The sequence below is a fragment of the Thalassospira australica genome (genome assembly GCF_000763295.1).
In the GTDB taxonomy this organism is placed as follows: domain Bacteria; phylum Pseudomonadota; class Alphaproteobacteria; order Rhodospirillales; family Thalassospiraceae; genus Thalassospira; species Thalassospira australica.
In genome coordinates this window covers 36,775-53,931 of sequence record NZ_JRJE01000031.1, presented here as the reverse complement: position 1 = coordinate 53,931, position 17,157 = coordinate 36,775, and the positions used below count along the sequence as shown (strand labels likewise).

14 protein-coding genes are annotated in these 17,157 nt (G+C 52.9%); 9 read left to right on the top strand and 5 right to left on the bottom strand.

Annotated features, from left to right (window positions below; genetic code table 11):
- Nucleotides 1-179: 179 nt before the first annotated feature.
- Nucleotides 180-2,564 carry a Lon protease family protein gene (locus tag JF44_RS0113390; protein ID WP_033069505.1) on the top strand — a complete coding sequence of 795 codons (2,385 nt, stop codon included), beginning with the start codon at nt 180-182 and terminating at the stop codon, nt 2,562-2,564.
- 2 nt (nt 2,565-2,566) lie between these two features.
- Nucleotides 2,567-3,304, top strand: coding sequence for an SPOR domain-containing protein (locus JF44_RS0113385; protein ID WP_033069504.1), 738 nt, complete (start codon nt 2,567-2,569; stop codon nt 3,302-3,304).
- 18 nt (nt 3,305-3,322) lie between these two features.
- Here the strand turns inward: JF44_RS0113385 and JF44_RS0113380 are convergent, their stop codons facing one another.
- Entirely contained in the window at nt 3,323-3,631 is a 309-nt protein-coding gene (locus JF44_RS0113380) for a DUF5818 domain-containing protein (protein ID WP_033069503.1), read from the bottom strand.
- A gap of 146 nt (nt 3,632-3,777) precedes the next feature.
- On the opposite strand from JF44_RS0113380, the gene JF44_RS0113375 reads away from it, so the two are divergent.
- Entirely contained in the window at nt 3,778-4,473 is a 696-nt protein-coding gene (locus JF44_RS0113375; protein ID WP_033069502.1) for a GGDEF domain-containing protein, read from the top strand.
- A 23-nt stretch (nt 4,474-4,496) separates the two neighbouring features.
- On the opposite strand, the gene JF44_RS0113370 is transcribed toward JF44_RS0113375, so the two are convergent.
- Nucleotides 4,497-5,876 carry a flavin monoamine oxidase family protein gene (locus tag JF44_RS0113370; protein ID WP_238318452.1) on the bottom strand — a complete coding sequence of 460 codons (1,380 nt, stop codon included), beginning with the start codon at nt 5,874-5,876 and terminating at the stop codon, nt 4,497-4,499.
- A 367-nt stretch (nt 5,877-6,243) separates the two neighbouring features.
- Here JF44_RS0113370 and JF44_RS0113365 point away from each other — a divergent pair, with 367 nt between their 5' ends.
- Genes JF44_RS0113365 through JF44_RS0113355 form a run of 3 tightly spaced genes read left to right on the top strand, consistent with a single transcriptional unit; the run spans nt 6,244 to nt 11,255 of the window.
- Nucleotides 6,244-8,109, top strand: a complete 1,866-nt coding sequence (locus tag JF44_RS0113365) for an EAL domain-containing protein (protein ID WP_033069501.1) — start codon at nt 6,244-6,246, stop codon at nt 8,107-8,109.
- A complete protein-coding gene (locus JF44_RS0113360; RefSeq protein WP_033069500.1) occupies nt 8,106-9,842 on the top strand; it encodes a sensor domain-containing diguanylate cyclase in 1,737 nt (578 codons plus the stop codon). Before JF44_RS0113365 ends, JF44_RS0113360 begins: the two co-directional genes overlap by 4 nt.
- A 12-nt stretch (nt 9,843-9,854) precedes the next feature.
- Nucleotides 9,855-11,255 carry a DUF2336 domain-containing protein gene (locus tag JF44_RS0113355; RefSeq protein WP_033069499.1) on the top strand — a complete coding sequence of 467 codons (1,401 nt, stop codon included), beginning with the start codon at nt 9,855-9,857 and terminating at the stop codon, nt 11,253-11,255.
- A gap of 28 nt (nt 11,256-11,283) precedes the next feature.
- Here JF44_RS0113355 and JF44_RS0113350 read toward each other — a convergent pair whose 3' ends face one another.
- Together JF44_RS0113350 and JF44_RS0113345 are read right to left on the bottom strand one after the other, a co-directional pair.
- Nucleotides 11,284-11,766, bottom strand: coding sequence for a GNAT family N-acetyltransferase (locus tag JF44_RS0113350; protein ID WP_033069498.1), 483 nt, complete (start codon nt 11,764-11,766; stop codon nt 11,284-11,286).
- Between the two features lie 57 nt (nt 11,767-11,823).
- Entirely contained in the window at nt 11,824-12,075 is a 252-nt protein-coding gene (locus JF44_RS0113345) for a sulfurtransferase TusA family protein (protein ID WP_033069497.1), read from the bottom strand.
- Between the two features lie 122 nt (nt 12,076-12,197).
- On the opposite strand from JF44_RS0113345, the gene JF44_RS0113340 reads away from it, so the two are divergent.
- From JF44_RS0113340 to JF44_RS0113330, 3 genes are all read left to right on the top strand, one after another.
- Nucleotides 12,198-13,121, top strand: a complete 924-nt coding sequence (locus JF44_RS0113340; protein WP_033069496.1) for a sulfite exporter TauE/SafE family protein — start codon at nt 12,198-12,200, stop codon at nt 13,119-13,121.
- On the top strand, nt 13,121-13,900 hold the full coding sequence (locus tag JF44_RS0113335) for a TIGR02186 family protein (RefSeq protein ID WP_052065887.1): 780 nt from the start codon (nt 13,121-13,123) through the stop codon (nt 13,898-13,900). Before JF44_RS0113340 ends, JF44_RS0113335 begins: the two co-directional genes overlap by 1 nt.
- Before the next feature lie 229 nt (nt 13,901-14,129).
- Nucleotides 14,130-14,633: a universal stress protein gene (locus JF44_RS0113330; protein WP_033069495.1), complete on the top strand. Its 504-nt coding sequence runs from the start codon at nt 14,130-14,132 to the stop codon at nt 14,631-14,633.
- 22 nt (nt 14,634-14,655) lie between these two features.
- On the opposite strand, the gene JF44_RS0113325 is transcribed toward JF44_RS0113330, so the two are convergent.
- A complete protein-coding gene (locus JF44_RS0113325; protein WP_081944448.1) occupies nt 14,656-17,094 on the bottom strand; it encodes a tetratricopeptide repeat protein in 2,439 nt (812 codons plus the stop codon).
- Nucleotides 17,095-17,157 lie beyond the last annotated feature (63 nt).

The window sequence follows — 17,157 nt, the reverse complement described above, 5'->3', positions numbered from 1 at the left end:
CGGCAAATTCGCCGGTTCCCTGCATGTTATAAATCACGCAGGAAAGCTTGCTTCTTATTGGCATTTCAATAATTTCCGCAAGCAACGCTTGACCCCATGATTGCGTTGCTTCCAAGATATGCTGCAGGGGCAAAATCCCCTGTGTGATTTCTTCATCTTGGGCAGCAGAAAGTCATCAGATGCCAGTTTCCCGCCTTGACGCAGAAGATTGCGGCTTCCCGCATTTCCGTATTCGCAGCCCTCAAAAAGACCAACAGCCGAAGATCTTTGATTTTTCTTCACATTACCGCGCGGCAGAGGCCCTCAAATTCGGGCTTTCGATGTCCGAGCCGGGCTTCAATATCTTTGTTTTGGGTCTGGATCGCGCCGGTCGGATGACCGCGACGCTTGACTATCTGAACAAGGCCATGGAAGAGCGCGACGCACCAGACGACTGGGTGTATCTGAATAATTTCTCACGCACCAACCGGCCACGTCCATATGCCCTGCCCGCAGGTCAGGGCCACAAGCTGATGTCGGCAATGGAAACGCTGATCACGCACCTGCGTGAGGCTTTTGCATCCGCCTTCAACGCCCCTGCACATCTGACCGAAACCCAAACCCAGACCGAAGAAGCCCGCGCCCAGCTGCGGGAAAAGTTCGATGCCCTTCGTGAATATGCACGCGAAAAGGGACTGGACGTTCAGGAAAACGAAAAAGGCGTCATGATCGTTGCAATTAACGATGAGGGCGAACCGGTATCACTTGACGAAATCCCCAAGGAACGCCGCAATGAGGCAGAAGATGCCTTTGAAGATGTTGCCGAAGAAGCCCGTAAAACGCTTCTTTCAACACGCGACCTTGAAGAACAGATTGCCGATACGCTTGATAGCCTGCGTCGCGGAGCCGCCAAGGTTGTTCTGAAGCCACGCATCAAGAAACTGCGCGACAAATTCACAAGCCCCGGCCTTAAAGCCTGGTTCGACGCGCTCGAAAAAGACATTCTCGACAACATTGACGCGTTCGAGGAAGCAAGCGACCAACCCGCCATCGAAAGTGGTGATGGCAAAATTCCGGAAACCGTTGATGACCGCTATGCTGTCAATCTGTTGATTGATCATTCCCGTGACAATCATCCGGATGTCGTGCTGGAACCAAGCCCAAGTTACGACAATCTGTTCGGGCAAATTCAGTACCGACCAATTGGGGGCGGCATGCATCCGCATTTCAGCCTGATCAAGCCGGGGGCACTTCACCGTGCCAATGGCGGGGTATTGGTTTTGCGTGCAGAATCGCTGCTGGAACATGAAGAATGCTGGGGCTACCTGAAGGCCGCCTTGCGGGACCGCGAAATTCGCATCGAGGAAACCCACAAGGGCGGAGCGCCAACCGCTGGCGCGCCGGAGCCCCGCCCGATTCCGCTTGACCTTAAGGTCGTGATCGTTGGTGCGCCAAAGTTCTACTACACGTTCTTTTCGCTCGACGTTGATTTCCGCAATCACTTCCGCGTAAAGGCGGACATTGATGCCGACATGCCCGCACAAGGCCGCAATATTTCAATCTATACCGGCCTGCTGCGCGCGTCCGCCCTGTCACGATCGGGCATCCCGGTTGATAATGGTGCGATCCGTCAGCTGCTTGGTCAGGCGGCGCGCTGGGCCGGGGAACGTGACAAACTGACCGCCCAGATCGAACGCGTTGAAGACGTCGCAATCGAAGCCGGTGCACTCAGCAAGGCTGACGGTCGCGAAAACATCCGGGCTGCTGATGTCAGGCGCGCCATCGAGGAACGCCGTCATCGCAACTCCCGCCTTGAAGACAAATCCCACGAACGGGTTCAACGGCGTGAAATCCTGATCGACAGCTTTGGTGCCGTCGTTGGGCAGGTAAACGCCCTAACCGTTCTTGATTACGGCGATCATGCCTTTGGCTTGCCTGCGCGTGTCTCGGCGCGATCCTATGTTGGCAGCCTTGGGGTTCTGAACATTGAACGCATGGTCGATATGTCTGGCCCCTTGCAGCAAAAGTCGGTCATGATCATCGAAGGCTTTTTGAAATCACGTTTTGCGCAGGATTTTCCGCTTTCATTCGCCTGTAATGTCACGTTTGAACAGAACTATGGCGGGATCGAAGGGGATTCGGCATCGATGGCGGAACTCTGCGCAATCATTTCAGCAGTTGCCAATATCCCGATGCGTCAAAATGTTGGCGTTACCGGGTCAATGAACCAGTTCGGTCAGGCGCAACCGGTTGGCGGCATATCGCACAAAATCGAAGGATTCTATCGCATTTGCGCAGACCAGGGCTTTACTGGCGACCAGGGGGTAATTATCCCGCAGGCCAACGCTGAAAACGTTGTTCTGCGCGAAGAAGTCGTTCAGGCGATCCGTCAAGGAAAGTTCAACATCTGGACGGTTGAGCACGTGAATGACGCCATTGAACTGCTCACGACCATGCCGACCGGTGATCGCGCGGATGGCCAATATCCCACTGACAGCGTCTACGGCAAGGCGATGGAACGCCTGCGCAACAATGATCAGATCTTGCGCGAACGTCACGCCTATCTTCCGCGGACGGAGATGTAAGAATGTTTCGGCCACCTCGTGATCGCCAACAATGTCCGACGGTATCGTCGCCATTCGTAAGCGCATCAATCAAACGGGGTGGTCGCTTCTTTTTTGTTGTTACGGCATTTGCCATCGCGTCGGTTTTACCAAACCACGCCACACCCCAAACAGCAAACGGGCCCATCCCCACCGGCACGGCGATCATTCCAACAGACCTGCCCGCCCGCGCATCAACAGCGCAAACTGGCAATGGCCCTGTCAGCCTGCTACCCGGTACAATTCCGGCAAGAGATACAATCGGCGAAGAACCCGAAATACCATCGCTTGCAACACAATATCACCAGACTTTGACCGGCGCCCCTGTGCGCCCCCGGCCAACCAAACCGGCACCAGCAGCTCCGCAAGGCCTGCCAACAACAAACGACTTGTCTGCAACCGTGGTCGTCACTTCGAAACCGAAACCTGCGGCCAAAATGACCGCACCTGTCGAGACCGCATTACCAGCCACATCGGGCCACCATTTAATTCAACTCGGTGCATTTCGTGATGTGATTACGGCGGAGACTTACTGGGCCAGTTTCCGCATTCGTTATCCCGAACTTGCCAAGTCCTATGAAAAGAAGATCATCGCTGCCGACCTTGGCAGCCAAGGCATTTATCACCGTCTTCAACTCACTGGCTTTGTCAGCCCCGATATCGCCAAACAACAATGCCGCCAGCTTCAAGCTGACGGCACCGATTGTTTTGCTGCAAATTAACGCAAATAGGGCTTTTCGTTACTTCCCCGGCGCAAGCAGCGCAATCTTGTCAACGATCAGGGTTGTTGCCTCTGTGCAGGTCGTCATCAACGCCAGATGACCGGTTATACGCACCGTATCACCAGGACGGAAACGACTTGCCTTGCTGGCCAACGCATAAAGCGTCCCGTCATCGGCACGGAAGGTCACACATTCCTGCCCGTGATCTGTAATTTTTCCGTCAACCGTGAAGCTCTCCTTTTGCAGGAATGAACAGCCAGCCAGCGCAAAGACAACGCCAACAATTGCAATTTTCTGCGTTATTCCAACCATATAACAGTTTTTCATTGGTCGTTCTCCTTTGCGTGAACGATTCTATTCTGACACAAACTCTTTCGTGCCACGTTAAGGTTCTTGTAACGCGATGGACGGTACAAGATTACGTATCCTTTTAAGGGTTCCACCATCTGATGTCATTGATTACAAGACACGACATGGAAAAGACGCAAATCGATTTACTCATGAAACTTGCTGCTGAATTTCAGCAGCATACGGCGATCAACAATCGCGCCACTGAGGAAACCGAACAGCGTAATGCATTGTCAACACTGGTTGATCTGGCCCGTGACATGCAATCCCGTCTTGATCAGCAACAAAACCGTATCCGCCAACTTGAACTCATGGTCGAAACCGATGAGTTAACCGGCCTTTACAATCGCCGCGGATTCATGCGCCGAACACGTGAGGCAATCGCGCGTTCCGCACGCACGGAAGAGGCAGGCTTGCTGGTCATTGCCGATCTTGATGGCTTCAAACAAATTAATGACAAACATGGCCATGCCGCAGGGGATGCCGTTCTGCGTCACTTTGGGCAGAACCTTCGCACACATACCCGTTCAGATGATTTTGTTGCCCGCTTTGGCGGGGACGAATTTGCCATCTTGATGAGCGGCAGCGCCCCGGATGCCGCTGAAAAACGGATACTACAGCTACAAAAAGCCATCGCCCGCTTTCCGCTGATCTGGCAGGGCAAGGCATTGGCAATCAAGGCAAGCTTTGGTCACACGATCTATGACGCCAAATGTGATATTGCCGATCTGATTCGGAGCGCTGACGAAGAAATGTATGCGCAAAAACATGCCAAGCGAAACGTCAGTGAAAACAAAACAAAAGATCACGACGCTGCCTGAGCTTAAATCAAAAGCGTATTGGCCTAACTTTCTTCATCGATAATAAATTCCGCAGCCCGCAGGCCCGTCATATAGGCGCCATGCGTTGTTCCTGCGTAATCGAAAATCGTATGTTCACCAGCAAGAATTAGCCGACCATCAATCGGGTCGCCCAAATCATCGAAATCCGATTTGCTATTTCCCGGCTGCGGGAAGGAATAGGCACCAAGCGTTTCCGGATCTGTCGCCCAATGCGTTGCCTGTATCTGAATGGGTTCTCCCACCTCATCTTCCCAGACATTCCACAGGACGTCCAAGGCATCTTCGACCATTTCCTCATCCGACATACGGTCGGCTTTGAGCGCATAGTCGCCAACACTTAGGCCCAACAGAATGTTCTCGTCGGAAAATGTTCGATAATTCAGCCAGTAGTTCCACCGCCCTTTCGGCTCTGTCGTGATCCCGAAATATTGGGTCTCGATATCCCAAAACGGCTCGTCGAATTTTAGCGCCAGTTTTGTCACACTGCCAAATCCAAGCGCTTCTATCGCGTTGCGATAGTCTTTTGGAAGTTCGGGGCTGAACTTGATCTTGTTCGCCTTAAGCACACCAAGAGGAACCGAACAAATACAGTAATCACCCGTAAATGTGCCTTTGTCTGTCGTGACAACAACACCTTCTTTGGCGCTGTAATCTATCGATAAAACAGTTTGGGAAAGCTTGATATCCAGCCCGTCGGCAAGGGGTTTAAGTATTTCGTCATACCCCGATGTGACAACAACGTCCGCCCCTTCAAAGGCATCGTCCCAGTTAAACAACGGCGCAGAAAGTTTCTCAATCGCGCCCCCCTTTGAAAACTCGGTAAAGGCAGAAAACGCCCACATGATCCCCGGATCATTTAAATATGCCGGACGGTAATCCTTGATGGCCTGAAGCAGACTACGGGGGTCATTCACTTCATAAGTGTTGTCGATATGATCCAGAACACCTTCCCAAGCATCGATAATCCGCTCGACCTCATCTTCGTCATATTCGTAACCTTCAACATCAAAATAAACCGCGTTTTCGTCATCGGTTACAGCATATTTGGCACCGACAGCCTCTGCGAGTTGCTTTGTCGGGTTGTCAGAAGATGGTCCATGGATCCAACCTGCCCCGACCTCAAAAGGGGCCCCCATTGACCAATCGGTTAATAATCTTCCGCCAATATGCGGTTTGGCTTCCACAACAGTTACGCTTGCGCCTTGTTTGCCCAATAGATTGGCGGCCCCAAGCCCTGCAATCCCGGCACCAACGATCACGACCGATGTGCCCTCCAAAGCATGTGCATTTGTCACGCCCAAACGGGTGGCCACAGCCACAACGCCGCTGGTCAAAAGAACTGACTTGATAAATCGACGGCGGTTGATGTTTCGATTGAGCACAGCGGCCTCGTGAAGTTTGTGATTTCAACGGGAATCAGGTGGATGGCCCAACGAACAAGAACCAACCCAAAGTTGATCGTGAAACCACAACAACATCAAGCTTTATTAACACATCACCCCATCGCCCTATCGCGCACCTGTTTGTCCAGAAGCCCGCAAAAAGCATCATCTGATGCGTGTTTCAAAAGCCGCTTGATCGAATTGACCCAGTGCAAATCCATCACGAGCCCGTGTCGAACAGGCATGGCATTTTATTTTTTGGCATATGAAGTGCAAATCCTTCATATCCTTAGTAAGATCGCTATTTAATGTAGACTGCGCGACCAACAGCGCATCAATATCAGGCGGCTATGATGACGGTTCGCATATGACAGATAATAACGATTACTCTGCGGAAACAAACGATCAGGATCTTTTGGCGGCAATGGCCTTCTGCTGGGCGGATATGCTCCTTGAGGTCGATGAAAACGGCTATATCCTGTTTGTTGCCGGGGCTACAGAGAGTCTGTTGGGCTGCATGCCGGATCGTCTGATCGGTGAAGCATTCGAAAAAATTGTCGTGAAATCCGAACGCCCATTGCTGCGCGCCTATCTTCACAGTGGAAGCGGCCTTAAACGCCTTGAAGAGCTCGATCTTGATTTTCAGCTTTGCGATTCTGACGGAACCCCGGTACAGGAATCCGTGCCGCTCTCACTAAGCGGTTACATGCTTTCAGATCCGTCCAGCCGCTATTACATCGCAGCACGTCATCGCGCTATTCGTCCACGTGCCCGGTCGGGCATTGATCGTATCATTCTGCAAAATGCCGTCATCCGCCAGAATATCAGCGCGGAAACACACAATAGCGCGGCACTCAACGAGATTTCGACGCAGAGCTACCATAGCGAAGCGCTGGTCGTGCTTGAAAATCTAGCGGCATCGCGGTCGCAAGCTGAAACAGCGGCAACAAATGAACTGGCCCGTCTGATCGGAATTGGTGCGAAACAGTTTAGCTCTTCAGCGCCCAAAGACGCGCCTGCCCCCGAAAAGACGAGCAAAATCCATCCTGTTGACGAACCAATGATCGAACTGGAACGCAGGATTGTTGCTTATGCCAGTGCCTTGCGGGCCGATCTCGAAGACATCAAGGCCCCCACACCAATTGATGGCATTGATAGTCTGGTATCCCTGACAAATGGTCCCGACACCGACGATAAATCGGCAAAACCTTCAAAGACAGCCGACCTGTTTGGCAATGACTACGAAAGTGCGCGCAACATCCATCACTTTGACAATGAGACGGATGACAATGACCGCGACACGAATCTGACGCGCGCCGTCGCCTATGCCCTGAACCGCATGCAGCGTAAAGCTCAGAACGATGTCAGCGCCGCCCGCCTTTCTGCCAGCCTTCCGCACCTGATCAATGAAACGCTGAAATCGGTACGCGCCTTCCGAGAGATCGTTGAAAACGGTTCGTTTGCCGTCGCACTGCAACCGATTGTTCAGCTTGGCAGCCAGGAAATGCACCATTTTGAAGCACTTGCGCGCTTTAACATCGGTGAAAGCCCGCTGGCTGTTGATCAAATCATTCACTTTGCCGAAGGCACAGGCCTTATCACTGAATTCGATCTGGCGATGTGCAGCAAGGTTCTGGATCACCTGCGCGACAATCCCGATAGCATCCCCTATCCCGTTGCAGTTAACCTTTCAGGGCATTCACTTGAACAGGCCGGTTTTATGCCGGCCCTGATCGCGCTGCTCGACAACTATGACATCGCATCACATCACATTTTGTTTGAGGTGACCGAAACATCACGTATCCGCGGTTTGGCAGACGTAAACAATGGGTTGCAGATGCTGCGCGAACGCGGCCATGAAATTTGTCTGGACGATTTTGGCGCGGGCGCTGCGAACTTTGAATACCTCAGCGCGCTTGATGTCGATATTATCAAGTTTGACGGTGGCGCAATGCGCACGGCCCTTGCCAATCCCAAAGGGCGCGCTTTTCTTAAGGCAACCGCGCTTTTGTGCCGCGACCTTGGCATTCATACCATTGCTGAAATGATCCATGATCAGGCCAGTTACGAACTCGTGCGTGATCTCGGAATTGATTACGGTCAGGGCTATCATCTGGGGCCACCGGTAACGATTGGCAGCGAAGACGCCTATCACCGAACCAACATTGCATCCCCCAACGGGACCGAAACCAATGACCAAAATGCGTCAACCATCACAGGAGGACGCGTATGACTTCCCGTCCACCGGCAAATACCCGCGAGCATAATGCCGACATGATTGATGATCTGACAAATTACGACGCAGATGTCTTTACGCTTGACCCCAAAGTCATGGCTGAGGCAGAGGCCCCTGTTATCGTGATGGATGCCCATGGCATGCCGCTGTTTGCCAACAAGAATGCAATCGGGTTTGCAAGTGGCATCCGCGATGGTCTGTTTCCCGAAATTTATCAACTGATCCGCCGCGCTCTGACCACACCGGGCGGTGTTGTTGAAATGATGACCTTTGAAGTGCAGCGCGGGACCGCAACGCTGGAACTCACAGCCCTGCCAACCACGAAAAATCAGGTCATGATCCTGCCGCGTGATGTCAGCATGGACCGTAACCTGCGCGAAGCGTTAATTGATTCGCGCCAACGTTACCGCGATATCGTTGAAGTCTCGTCTGCCTTTGCTTGGGAAACCGACGCAAACGGCAAATTCATCTTTGTCTCGCCGCGCGGTGCACTTGGATATCGTGCAGATGACATTGTCGGCCGTGCGCCGGGAAGCTTCCTGCTTGATACCGCAGATCAGGATAGCGAACATGTTTTTCGAAGCCAAAAAGCTGTACGCGATGTGCCGATCTGGTTCCGTCGTTCGAACGGGCGCGATGCATGTCTTTCTGTCTCCTCTACACCGGTTTATTCGCGTGACGGTACCTGGGTTGGGACCCGTGGTCTTGCCCATGACATCACCGAACAGCGTCGCCGCGAAAGCGAAGTCGCCACGGCACGAAACCGTGACCGGTTGATGACCTATATCGTGCGTTCCATGCGTGATGAAATTAATCCGTTGAAGGTACTTAAGGGCGCATCAGAAGCAAGTACGCGTGCGCTGGCCTGTTCTCATTGCATTATCTTTAAACGCAATGACGAAACCGACGCGCTGGAATTGGCTGCTGGCAACGATGACGAACAGGCAAACGATGTAGCACAACAGGCACTTGATCGTTTGCAGACTACAGAGGAAACCTTCGAAGCCCAGATTGGACAACATCGCGTTCTGGCTCTGCGCTGCCATTACCATCAGCGCAACAATGGTGCGGTGGTTTTCGTGTTTGATGCCGATCACCCGGCACCAACGGATGGCGAACGCGCCATCATGTCCGAAGTCTCTGATCAGGTTGGCATCGCCATCGAACAAGCCATCCAGCACGAACGTATTCTGACCTTGTCACGTACCGATGGCATGACCGGGCTTTTGAACCGCCGGGCATTCTTTGAGGAACTAAAACGCCGTCATAGTCGCCTGCGCCGTGAAAATGCACCCGCTGCATTGATGTATGTCGATATGGACAACTTCAAACTGGTCAATGATATCCACGGCCATCAGGCCGGTGATGACGCCATTCTTGCTCTGACCCAGGTATTGCAGGAAAACGTTCGCCCGGCCGATCTGGTTGCGCGCCTTGGCGGTGATGAATTTGTGCTGTGGCTGGAAGGTGCAGATATTTCAGCAGCCTCGGGACGCGCCAAGACGCTGATGAAGGAAAGCGCGGTTCTAGGCAAGTATTCCGGTGATGCAGATCATCCGTTGGGCATCTCTGTTGGCATCGCGGTTCACGAACCCGATTCACAAGAAACGCTTGAACAACTTGTACAACGAGCAGATCAGACCATGTATCAGGTCAAGAAACTCGGCAAAGGCCGTTTTGGCATCGCTGCCGCACCCGGATCGAAAGATTCGGCAAAGATAGAAAATTAGGAGGAATACCCGATGAAGGGTTTTTTGCAGCGGGTATTTACCAAGCGAAGCGAAACACCAATCACCTATGACGAAGCCAAGCAAATGGCGGCCAGCCCGGATGCCAACGTCCGGGGGAAGCTTGCGCAACGTCACGACACCAAGCCCGAAATCCTGTATTTCCTGGCGACCGATCAGGACTCATCGGTGCGCCGGCACATTGCAGCCAACGAAGCAACGCCGGTTCAGGCCGATGTTCTTCTGACCGATGATGCCGATGACGGTGTACGTGGCAGTCTGGCCGAAAAAATCGCAAACCTTTCTGCTGGTCTGACCGCCAACGAAACAGACAAGTTGCGTCGCATGACCTTTGAGGCGCTTGATAAACTCGCGCGCGATCAGGCCGTGCATGTACGTCAGGTAATTTCCGAAACTCTCAAGGATATCGCTGACGCCCCGCAACCGATCATTCAGCAACTCGCACGTGATACCGAAAGTGTCGTTTGTGGTCCGGTTCTGCAATATTCGCCGGTTCTGAACGAAGATGACTTGCTTGAAATAATTGAAAGCAGTTCTGGTCGCGGCGCGCTGAGCTTCGTTTCCCGACGCCGAAATGTTGGCGAAAAACTTGCCGATGCCATTGCCGCAAGCAGCGACAAGGATGCAATTTCCCATCTGCTTGGCAACAAATCAGCACAGATTCGCGAAGAGACACTCGATCAGTTGATCGACCGTGCCCCGGATTATCCGGAATGGCACGAATCACTGGTCGAACGCCCACAACTGCCACCAACAGCAGCAGGAAAACTTGCACGCTTTGTCGCTGAAAACCTGATCAGCGTACTTGAGCGACGCAAGGACCTTAAAAAAGATCAGCTCGACGCGGTCCGCGAAGTCGTCCAACGCCGGATCGCGTCGGGTGAATTTGAAAAGCGCGACGAAGTTGCCACTGACGCCAAAACGATCAAGGGCGAAAAGGACAAGAAGAAAGCCGCCAAACCAGACGAAAAAGCCGAACCGAAACCCGGTGCCCAGGGGATTGTTGGCGAAGAGGAAGAAGAGGAAGGCGAGTCCGCCTTTGAAAAGGCACTTGCCCTGCATGCCAAAAAGAAACTGACGGCCAAGGAAGTCGCAAAGGCACTTGCCGCCAATGATGTGAAATTTGCGCGCGCCTCGCTTGCAGTTCTTTCGGGCATTGCGCCGGACGCTGTGTCAAAGGTTCTCAACACCCATTCCGCCAAGGGTGTCGTCTCTTTAACGTGGAAAGCAGGGCTTCCGGCTGATTTGGCTGTTAAAATTCAGGTCAAACTCGGGCATGTCCCCCCAAGCCAAACCCTGAACCCACGCAATGGAAACCAATATCCACTGAGCGAAGATGACATGAATTGGCAGCTTGAATTCTTCACAGGCATGACGACAAACGGCCCACGTTAACGGGGCCATTTGTCGTTATCCGGCCCGGTTATGCCGGTCGTTCCATGCTGATATGGGGAATTCCGTCTTCTTCATACTCATCCCCAAACTGCACAAACCCAAGGCTTTCATAAAAACTGCGAAGATACAGCTGTGCATTGAGGTAAATCGGTTTCCCAGCGAACTGGTGCCCGCAAGACTCGATTGCCCGGATCATCAGTTTTCGGCCAATCCCCTGCCCGCGCAATTTTTCGCTCGTAACGACACGCCCGATTGCAGGCCTGTCACCCTGTTCCAGGTGATTAGGGTCAATTCCGGGTGCCACAATGCGCACTGCGGCCAGAACATCGTCATCATCACATGTCAAAATGTGCTGACATACCGGGTCAAGCCCGTCGATATCCGGATAGATACAATCCTGTTCTATGATGAATATCTGTTGGCGCAGCTTGAACAGGCCATGTACTTGGCACGGCGACAGCTCGTCAAACCGGCACTCAATCCAGGTCAAATTGCGTGGGGCATCCGCCATTTGGGGGGCTTTCATTCTAGGGGCAGGACGTAAGCAGGTTTGTTTCCGGGGCCGTGCTTATGTAGCAGTTTTTTCGATATGATAAACGAAAACATCCCCGTCTTGATCTGATAAAATCAGGCGGTTTCCTGTCATTTCGCAGAAAGATTTCATATCTGCAACCGAGCCCGGATCCGTTGCCAACACCTTAAGGGTTCCGCCATCAGGCACATTACGCAGCGCCTTTTTCGCCTTGAGAACCGGCATCGGACAAATCAGTCCACGTGCATCAAGAAGTGCATCATAAATATCGCTTGAAGAAGACGTCATCAGAACCCTTGTTTAAAAAAGCTGGTAGCCACCCTATATAGCGGTAATTGGCGATTGTTGCATTTGCACAATATGTTAGACTGAAGAACAACAATCAATCAAACGCTGTTAGCCCACCCACGATGCAAATCTATCTCCCGATTGCCGAGATATCGGTAAATATATTCCTTATTCTGGGACTGGGCGGCGGGGTCGGCTTTTTGTCTGGCCTGTTTGGCGTCGGTGGGGGCTTTCTGATTACCCCGCTTTTGATTTTTTACGGTATTCCCCCGGCAGTATCGGTGGCGACAGCAGCCAACCAGATCGTTGCATCATCGGTATCTGGAGTCTTTGCCCATTGGAAACGTGGCAATGTCGATCTCAAGATGGGCCTTGTTCTGTTGGGTGGCGGTATTGTTGGCTCCACGGTTGGTGTTTGGGTCTTTGCCTGGTTACGGTCCCTTGGTCAGATCGATCTTGTGATTTCGCTATGCTATGTGATCTTTCTTGGAATCATTGGCGGCATGATGCTGTTTGAGGCGACCCGGGCGATTTTCCGCACCCGGCGCAGAGGTGGCCCGATCCGCCGGTCAAAGAAACATCAACACAGCTTCATTCACGGCCTGCCATTCAAGATGCGTTTTTATCGCTCCGGGCTTTACATCAGCGCGCTGCTTCCCCTTGCCATCGGGTTCTTCGTTGGCATGTTGACCGCCCTGATGGGGGTTGGCGGCGGATTTGTTATGGTTCCTGCCATGATTTATTTGCTGGGCATGCCAACCGGTGTCGTGATTGGGACGTCGCTGTTTCAAATCATCTTTGTTACAGCCAACGTCACCTTCCTTCAATCGGTGCAAACGCAAACCGTTGATGTGGCTCTTGCTATCCTGTTGCTTATCGGCGGGGTAATCGGTGCGCAGTTTGGCGCACAATTTGGCTCCCGACTTAAGGCGGAACATCTGCGTGCTCTGCTGGGCCTCTTGGTCCTGTCTGTGTGCTTGAAGCTGTTGTTTGATTTGGTGATTGAACCCAAAGACCTTTACTCGATCATGCCGGGGGACCTGTGATGTCGGTTTCCATGCGCATTCTTATGGCACCCATCCTGCTTGTCGCCCTGACTTTGGCCTTGCCGATTCTTGCATTGGGCATCACCGCAAAAAAGGCATCGGCCGACCCACTTGTTGTCGACCTGTCAAATCATCTGGTGGCCATCACCACGGGGTTTACCGGCACGAAGGTGTTGCTGTTTGGTGCAGTTGAAAACGAAGGCGACGTTATTGTCACCGTTCGCGGGCCGGATCAGGACATGGTCGTACGCCGCAAAGAGCGCAAAATCGGCATCTGGGTCAACAGCGAAAGTGCGCGTTACAAAAATGTCCCGTCCTATTATGCCAGTGCGTCAAACCGTCCAATTGACACAATTGCGCCGCAAGACGTCTTGATCGACTATCGCATCGGACTGCAGAACCAGCGCTTCGTCGCCGAAAGCGACCTCACCGACGACGATCATAACGTCTATCGTGAGGCACTGGTACGCAACATGCAGACAGCGGGATTGTTTGGCGAACGTCCGGCAAAAATCAGCTTTCTTTCCAATCAGTTATTTCGAACCGACATCCACTTTCCGGCCAACACACCAACCGGCACATACACCATCAATGTGTATCTTGTGCGCTCTGGGAAAATTGTTGGTGTGAAAACCACGCCACTGGTGGTTTCCAAAACCGGCATCAGCGCAGAAGTCTATGAATTCGCCCATCGTTACTCGGCGTTGTATGGGATAATTGCCGTCATTATTGCGGTGATTGCAGGCTGGATTGCCAGCGTCGCATTCCGCAAACGCTAACAGCGCTTTACACCGGTTTCCTCTCACCGAGCGGCCTTTTGGTCCTTGTGATTTCGCAAATGCGGCATTATTTCCTGACAGTGTGCAACGGATAAATCTCTGCCGTTTCAGGAAAAATGGCTTGGAAACGGGCATTGAGTTGCGGCACACTTTAACGGTCCGCTCGTAACAACAGTCCCACATCTGTTCAGTATCGTAGCGGTTTCGTGAAACTGTTCAGAGAACCCATATGCCTTCATACGATGCCGATCAGGAACTCCGCGCCTCTTCCAACAGAACATTTCTTGTTGTCGTTGATGACAGCGATGAAATGACAAAAGCGCTCCGCTATGCCTGCCGTCGTGCACAACATACCGGTGGTCGCGTGGCCCTTCTGAGCGTCATTGAACCTGCTGAATTCCAGCACTGGATGGCCGTTGGTGACCTAATGCAGGAAGAAGCCCGCGATGAGGCTGAATCCCGCGTGCACGAACTTGCCGCATACGTCCACGAACAAACCGGCAGCATGCCACTTCTTTTCATTCGCGAAGGTCGACTTAAGGATGAACTGTTAACCCTGCTTGATGAAGAAGAACAAATCTCGATCCTTGTTCTTGCCGCAGGTACCACAACCGAAGGCCCCGGCCCCCTGATTACAGCCCTGACCAAAAGCGATACGGTTGGTCAGCTCCGCCTGCCGTTAACCATCGTTCCGGCCGCCTTGTCCGACGCTGATATTGACGCGCTTAGCTGATCAACGCGACGTTCGCAGAAGATCACATCACCTTGTCTGCGGGTACGGAGATGCAGTTTTCAAGAAACTGCATATAGGCATCAAAGGATGACTTCTGTCCGAACAGAATATGTGAACGGCTTTTAATCGCGTGGGACACCACAGATCGACGGCGCTTGTCTGTTGCCAAAGTAAGAGCTGTATCGACAAAATCGGCAGAATGATACGCAACACAATCAAAGACTGAAATCTGGCGATAACAGGTATGACTGCGCCGCGATCTTGCGGCATTCCCCGGCAACGTCACAAGCGGCACACCAAGCCCAAGGCAATCAAATGCCAACATCGCATCATTCCAGGCCGGGCTTTCAAGCACCACATCCACAGCACATAGCAGCGACAGCAAATCTGCGCGGTTGCGCACGTTAACAAACCGCATCCGACCTGCGACATCAGCATGATTAACGGCAAACCGCCGTCCCCACGCAGCATCCCAACTGTCACGTTCCGGTGCAATCAGCAGAAGTTCCGCTGTTTCATCCAGGCGCAGGATTTCGGCGATCAATGGATCAAATTCCGCGGTCAGCACATCCAGCGGCTGCGGACACAAATATGTATTGCGATCCTGCGCCAGTCGCCAGCGGCGTTGCAAATCTGTCGCCGACATCTCTACGGCTTCTGGCGGGCTTGCATTTACAAACAGCCCCGGAAGACGGATGAGCTTCTCGCTAAAGCGTTTTTCACCGCCTGCGGTTTCCCAATCTTCGGCAATGAAATGATAGTCGATATTGGAAAGTCCGCTGGTTGCTGCGATCCCGCCACCGGAAACCTGAAGCGGTGCCAAGCGCCAGCTTGCCAGCAACATGGTATAGGCATCCGCCTGCGGGTCGATGTAATGCAACACATCAAGGCCAAGGCCCGAAATCACGCGCGCAGAATGCAATGGATCAAGCGGCAGAGGCACGACAAGATCGGCATGTTGATCAATGCGCACGGTAATATCATCTTCGCCTGTTGGCGGGCGGATGACGGTGATATCAAACCGGTCACGATCAATCGCCTCAGCAAGGCCAACAATCCATCGGCCAATGCCGTTGTCGCACATATTGGCCGACACAATACCGATCCGGATCTTGCCACCATTGCGTGATGGTTCGGAACTGACTTCAGGCACGTCATAGCCCGACACCAGCCGTTCCCAGTAATGCCCGACCGCGCGCAACTGCTTGTCGCCTTCCGGGCGCAAGGCCGCGCGCCACACCGGCGGGAAACGCGTTAGCACAATCGGGTCAATCGGTTCGGTACCAACAAATTCCAGATCAGGCTCCAACGCATCGTCATCAAGCGTATCATCAAGAAGGTCGCGTACGACTTCATCGTTCTGGGCTGCCAGATCTGTCGGAACCGGTGCAAACAGCAACCTGCGCGCTGTTCTGAACAGGATGGTATTTTCGCCCGAGGCAATCTTGCGATCGATACCGTTCTGCAGCACCGATTGCGCGGAACCTGTGTCACCTTCTTCGGCCAATTCAACAGCAAGGCGGAAAACAGCGTCATCACCGCCACCCGCCCCGATGGCTGCGCCAAATCGCTCAACGGCTTCGCTGTGACGACCAACAAGACTAAGCGCCTCACCCATCATCAGAAGCAATTGCGGATCATCGGGATTTTCCGCCACAAGCGGTTCTAACGCACCGATGGCCTCTGTGCCCTGCCCAACCCGCAAATTAAGCAACGCAAGTGTTCGGCGTGCCTTGGCATCATCGGGATCAAGCGCCAGAACCTGACGCAAACAGTGTTGCGCCCCGGCGAACTGACCAAGCCGGAAAAGCGCATCGCCATAGGCGGTCAATGCCCGTGGGTTCCCCGGCTCGATTGAAAGGGCACGACGCAGCGGCTCGCTGGCGGACACGGTGCGTCCCTGGTCAAGACGAATAAGACCAATCAACACCAGCGCATTGACGATATCGTCCTGTAACTTAAGAGCCGTCAAACAGGATTTTTCCGCACCAGAAATATCCCCCATCGCATATTGGCAAGCTGCGAAATTGGCATGGATCTCGGCGATATCAGGGGCCAGTTCCAGCGCCTGTTTATAGTTCTGATGCGCGTTTTCAAGGTCATCAAGCTGGCGATAGGTGTTGGCAATATTGCAATAAAGTGCCGGTGCGTCCGGACACAAACGAATGGCCCGTTTGAAGGCACCAATGGCGTCGCGTAATTTGCCAATCGCCTTTAGTGCCTGTGCGTGATCGTGTTGAATTTCAGCACTGTTGGCATCAGCAATTGCTGCCCTGCCCATCCGTTCTGCCGCCAGCCCCTGATTGCCATGACGCATGGCGACAAGGCCTGCCAGATGCATGGCTTCAGCCGCCTGCGGAAATGAACGGATGATCCGCTGGCAGGATTCTTCTGCTTCCGTGTAACGGCCTGTCTCATACAGGTTCAAAGCAGAACGGTAGATGTCAGCAAAATCAGACAAGAAATACCTATTACCCAAGAGGAACCTATGATCTGACCATAAAGTTCAAGCGTTAACAAACCA

What these genes read in the sequence shown, in the direction of transcription:
- JF44_RS0113390 (WP_033069505.1), top strand. Translation starts at nt 180, where the DNA reads ATGCCAGTTTCCCGCCTTGACGCAGAAGATTGCGGCTTCCCGCATTTC.
- JF44_RS0113385 (WP_033069504.1), top strand. Translation starts at nt 2,567, where the DNA reads ATGTTTCGGCCACCTCGTGATCGCCAACAATGTCCGACGGTATCGTCG.
- JF44_RS0113380 (WP_033069503.1), bottom strand. Translation starts at nt 3,631, where the DNA reads ATGAAAAACTGTTATATGGTTGGAATAACGCAGAAAATTGCAATTGTT.
- JF44_RS0113375 (WP_033069502.1), top strand. Translation starts at nt 3,778, where the DNA reads ATGGAAAAGACGCAAATCGATTTACTCATGAAACTTGCTGCTGAATTT.
- JF44_RS0113365 (WP_033069501.1), top strand. Translation starts at nt 6,244, where the DNA reads ATGACAGATAATAACGATTACTCTGCGGAAACAAACGATCAGGATCTT.
- JF44_RS0113360 (WP_033069500.1), top strand. Translation starts at nt 8,106, where the DNA reads ATGACTTCCCGTCCACCGGCAAATACCCGCGAGCATAATGCCGACATG.
- JF44_RS0113355 (WP_033069499.1), top strand. Translation starts at nt 9,855, where the DNA reads ATGAAGGGTTTTTTGCAGCGGGTATTTACCAAGCGAAGCGAAACACCA.
- JF44_RS0113350 (WP_033069498.1), bottom strand. Translation starts at nt 11,766, where the DNA reads ATGGCGGATGCCCCACGCAATTTGACCTGGATTGAGTGCCGGTTTGAC.
- JF44_RS0113345 (WP_033069497.1), bottom strand. Translation starts at nt 12,075, where the DNA reads ATGACGTCTTCTTCAAGCGATATTTATGATGCACTTCTTGATGCACGT.
- JF44_RS0113340 (WP_033069496.1), top strand. Translation starts at nt 12,198, where the DNA reads ATGCAAATCTATCTCCCGATTGCCGAGATATCGGTAAATATATTCCTT.
- JF44_RS0113335 (WP_052065887.1), top strand. Translation starts at nt 13,121, where the DNA reads ATGTCGGTTTCCATGCGCATTCTTATGGCACCCATCCTGCTTGTCGCC.
- JF44_RS0113330 (WP_033069495.1), top strand. Translation starts at nt 14,130, where the DNA reads ATGCCTTCATACGATGCCGATCAGGAACTCCGCGCCTCTTCCAACAGA.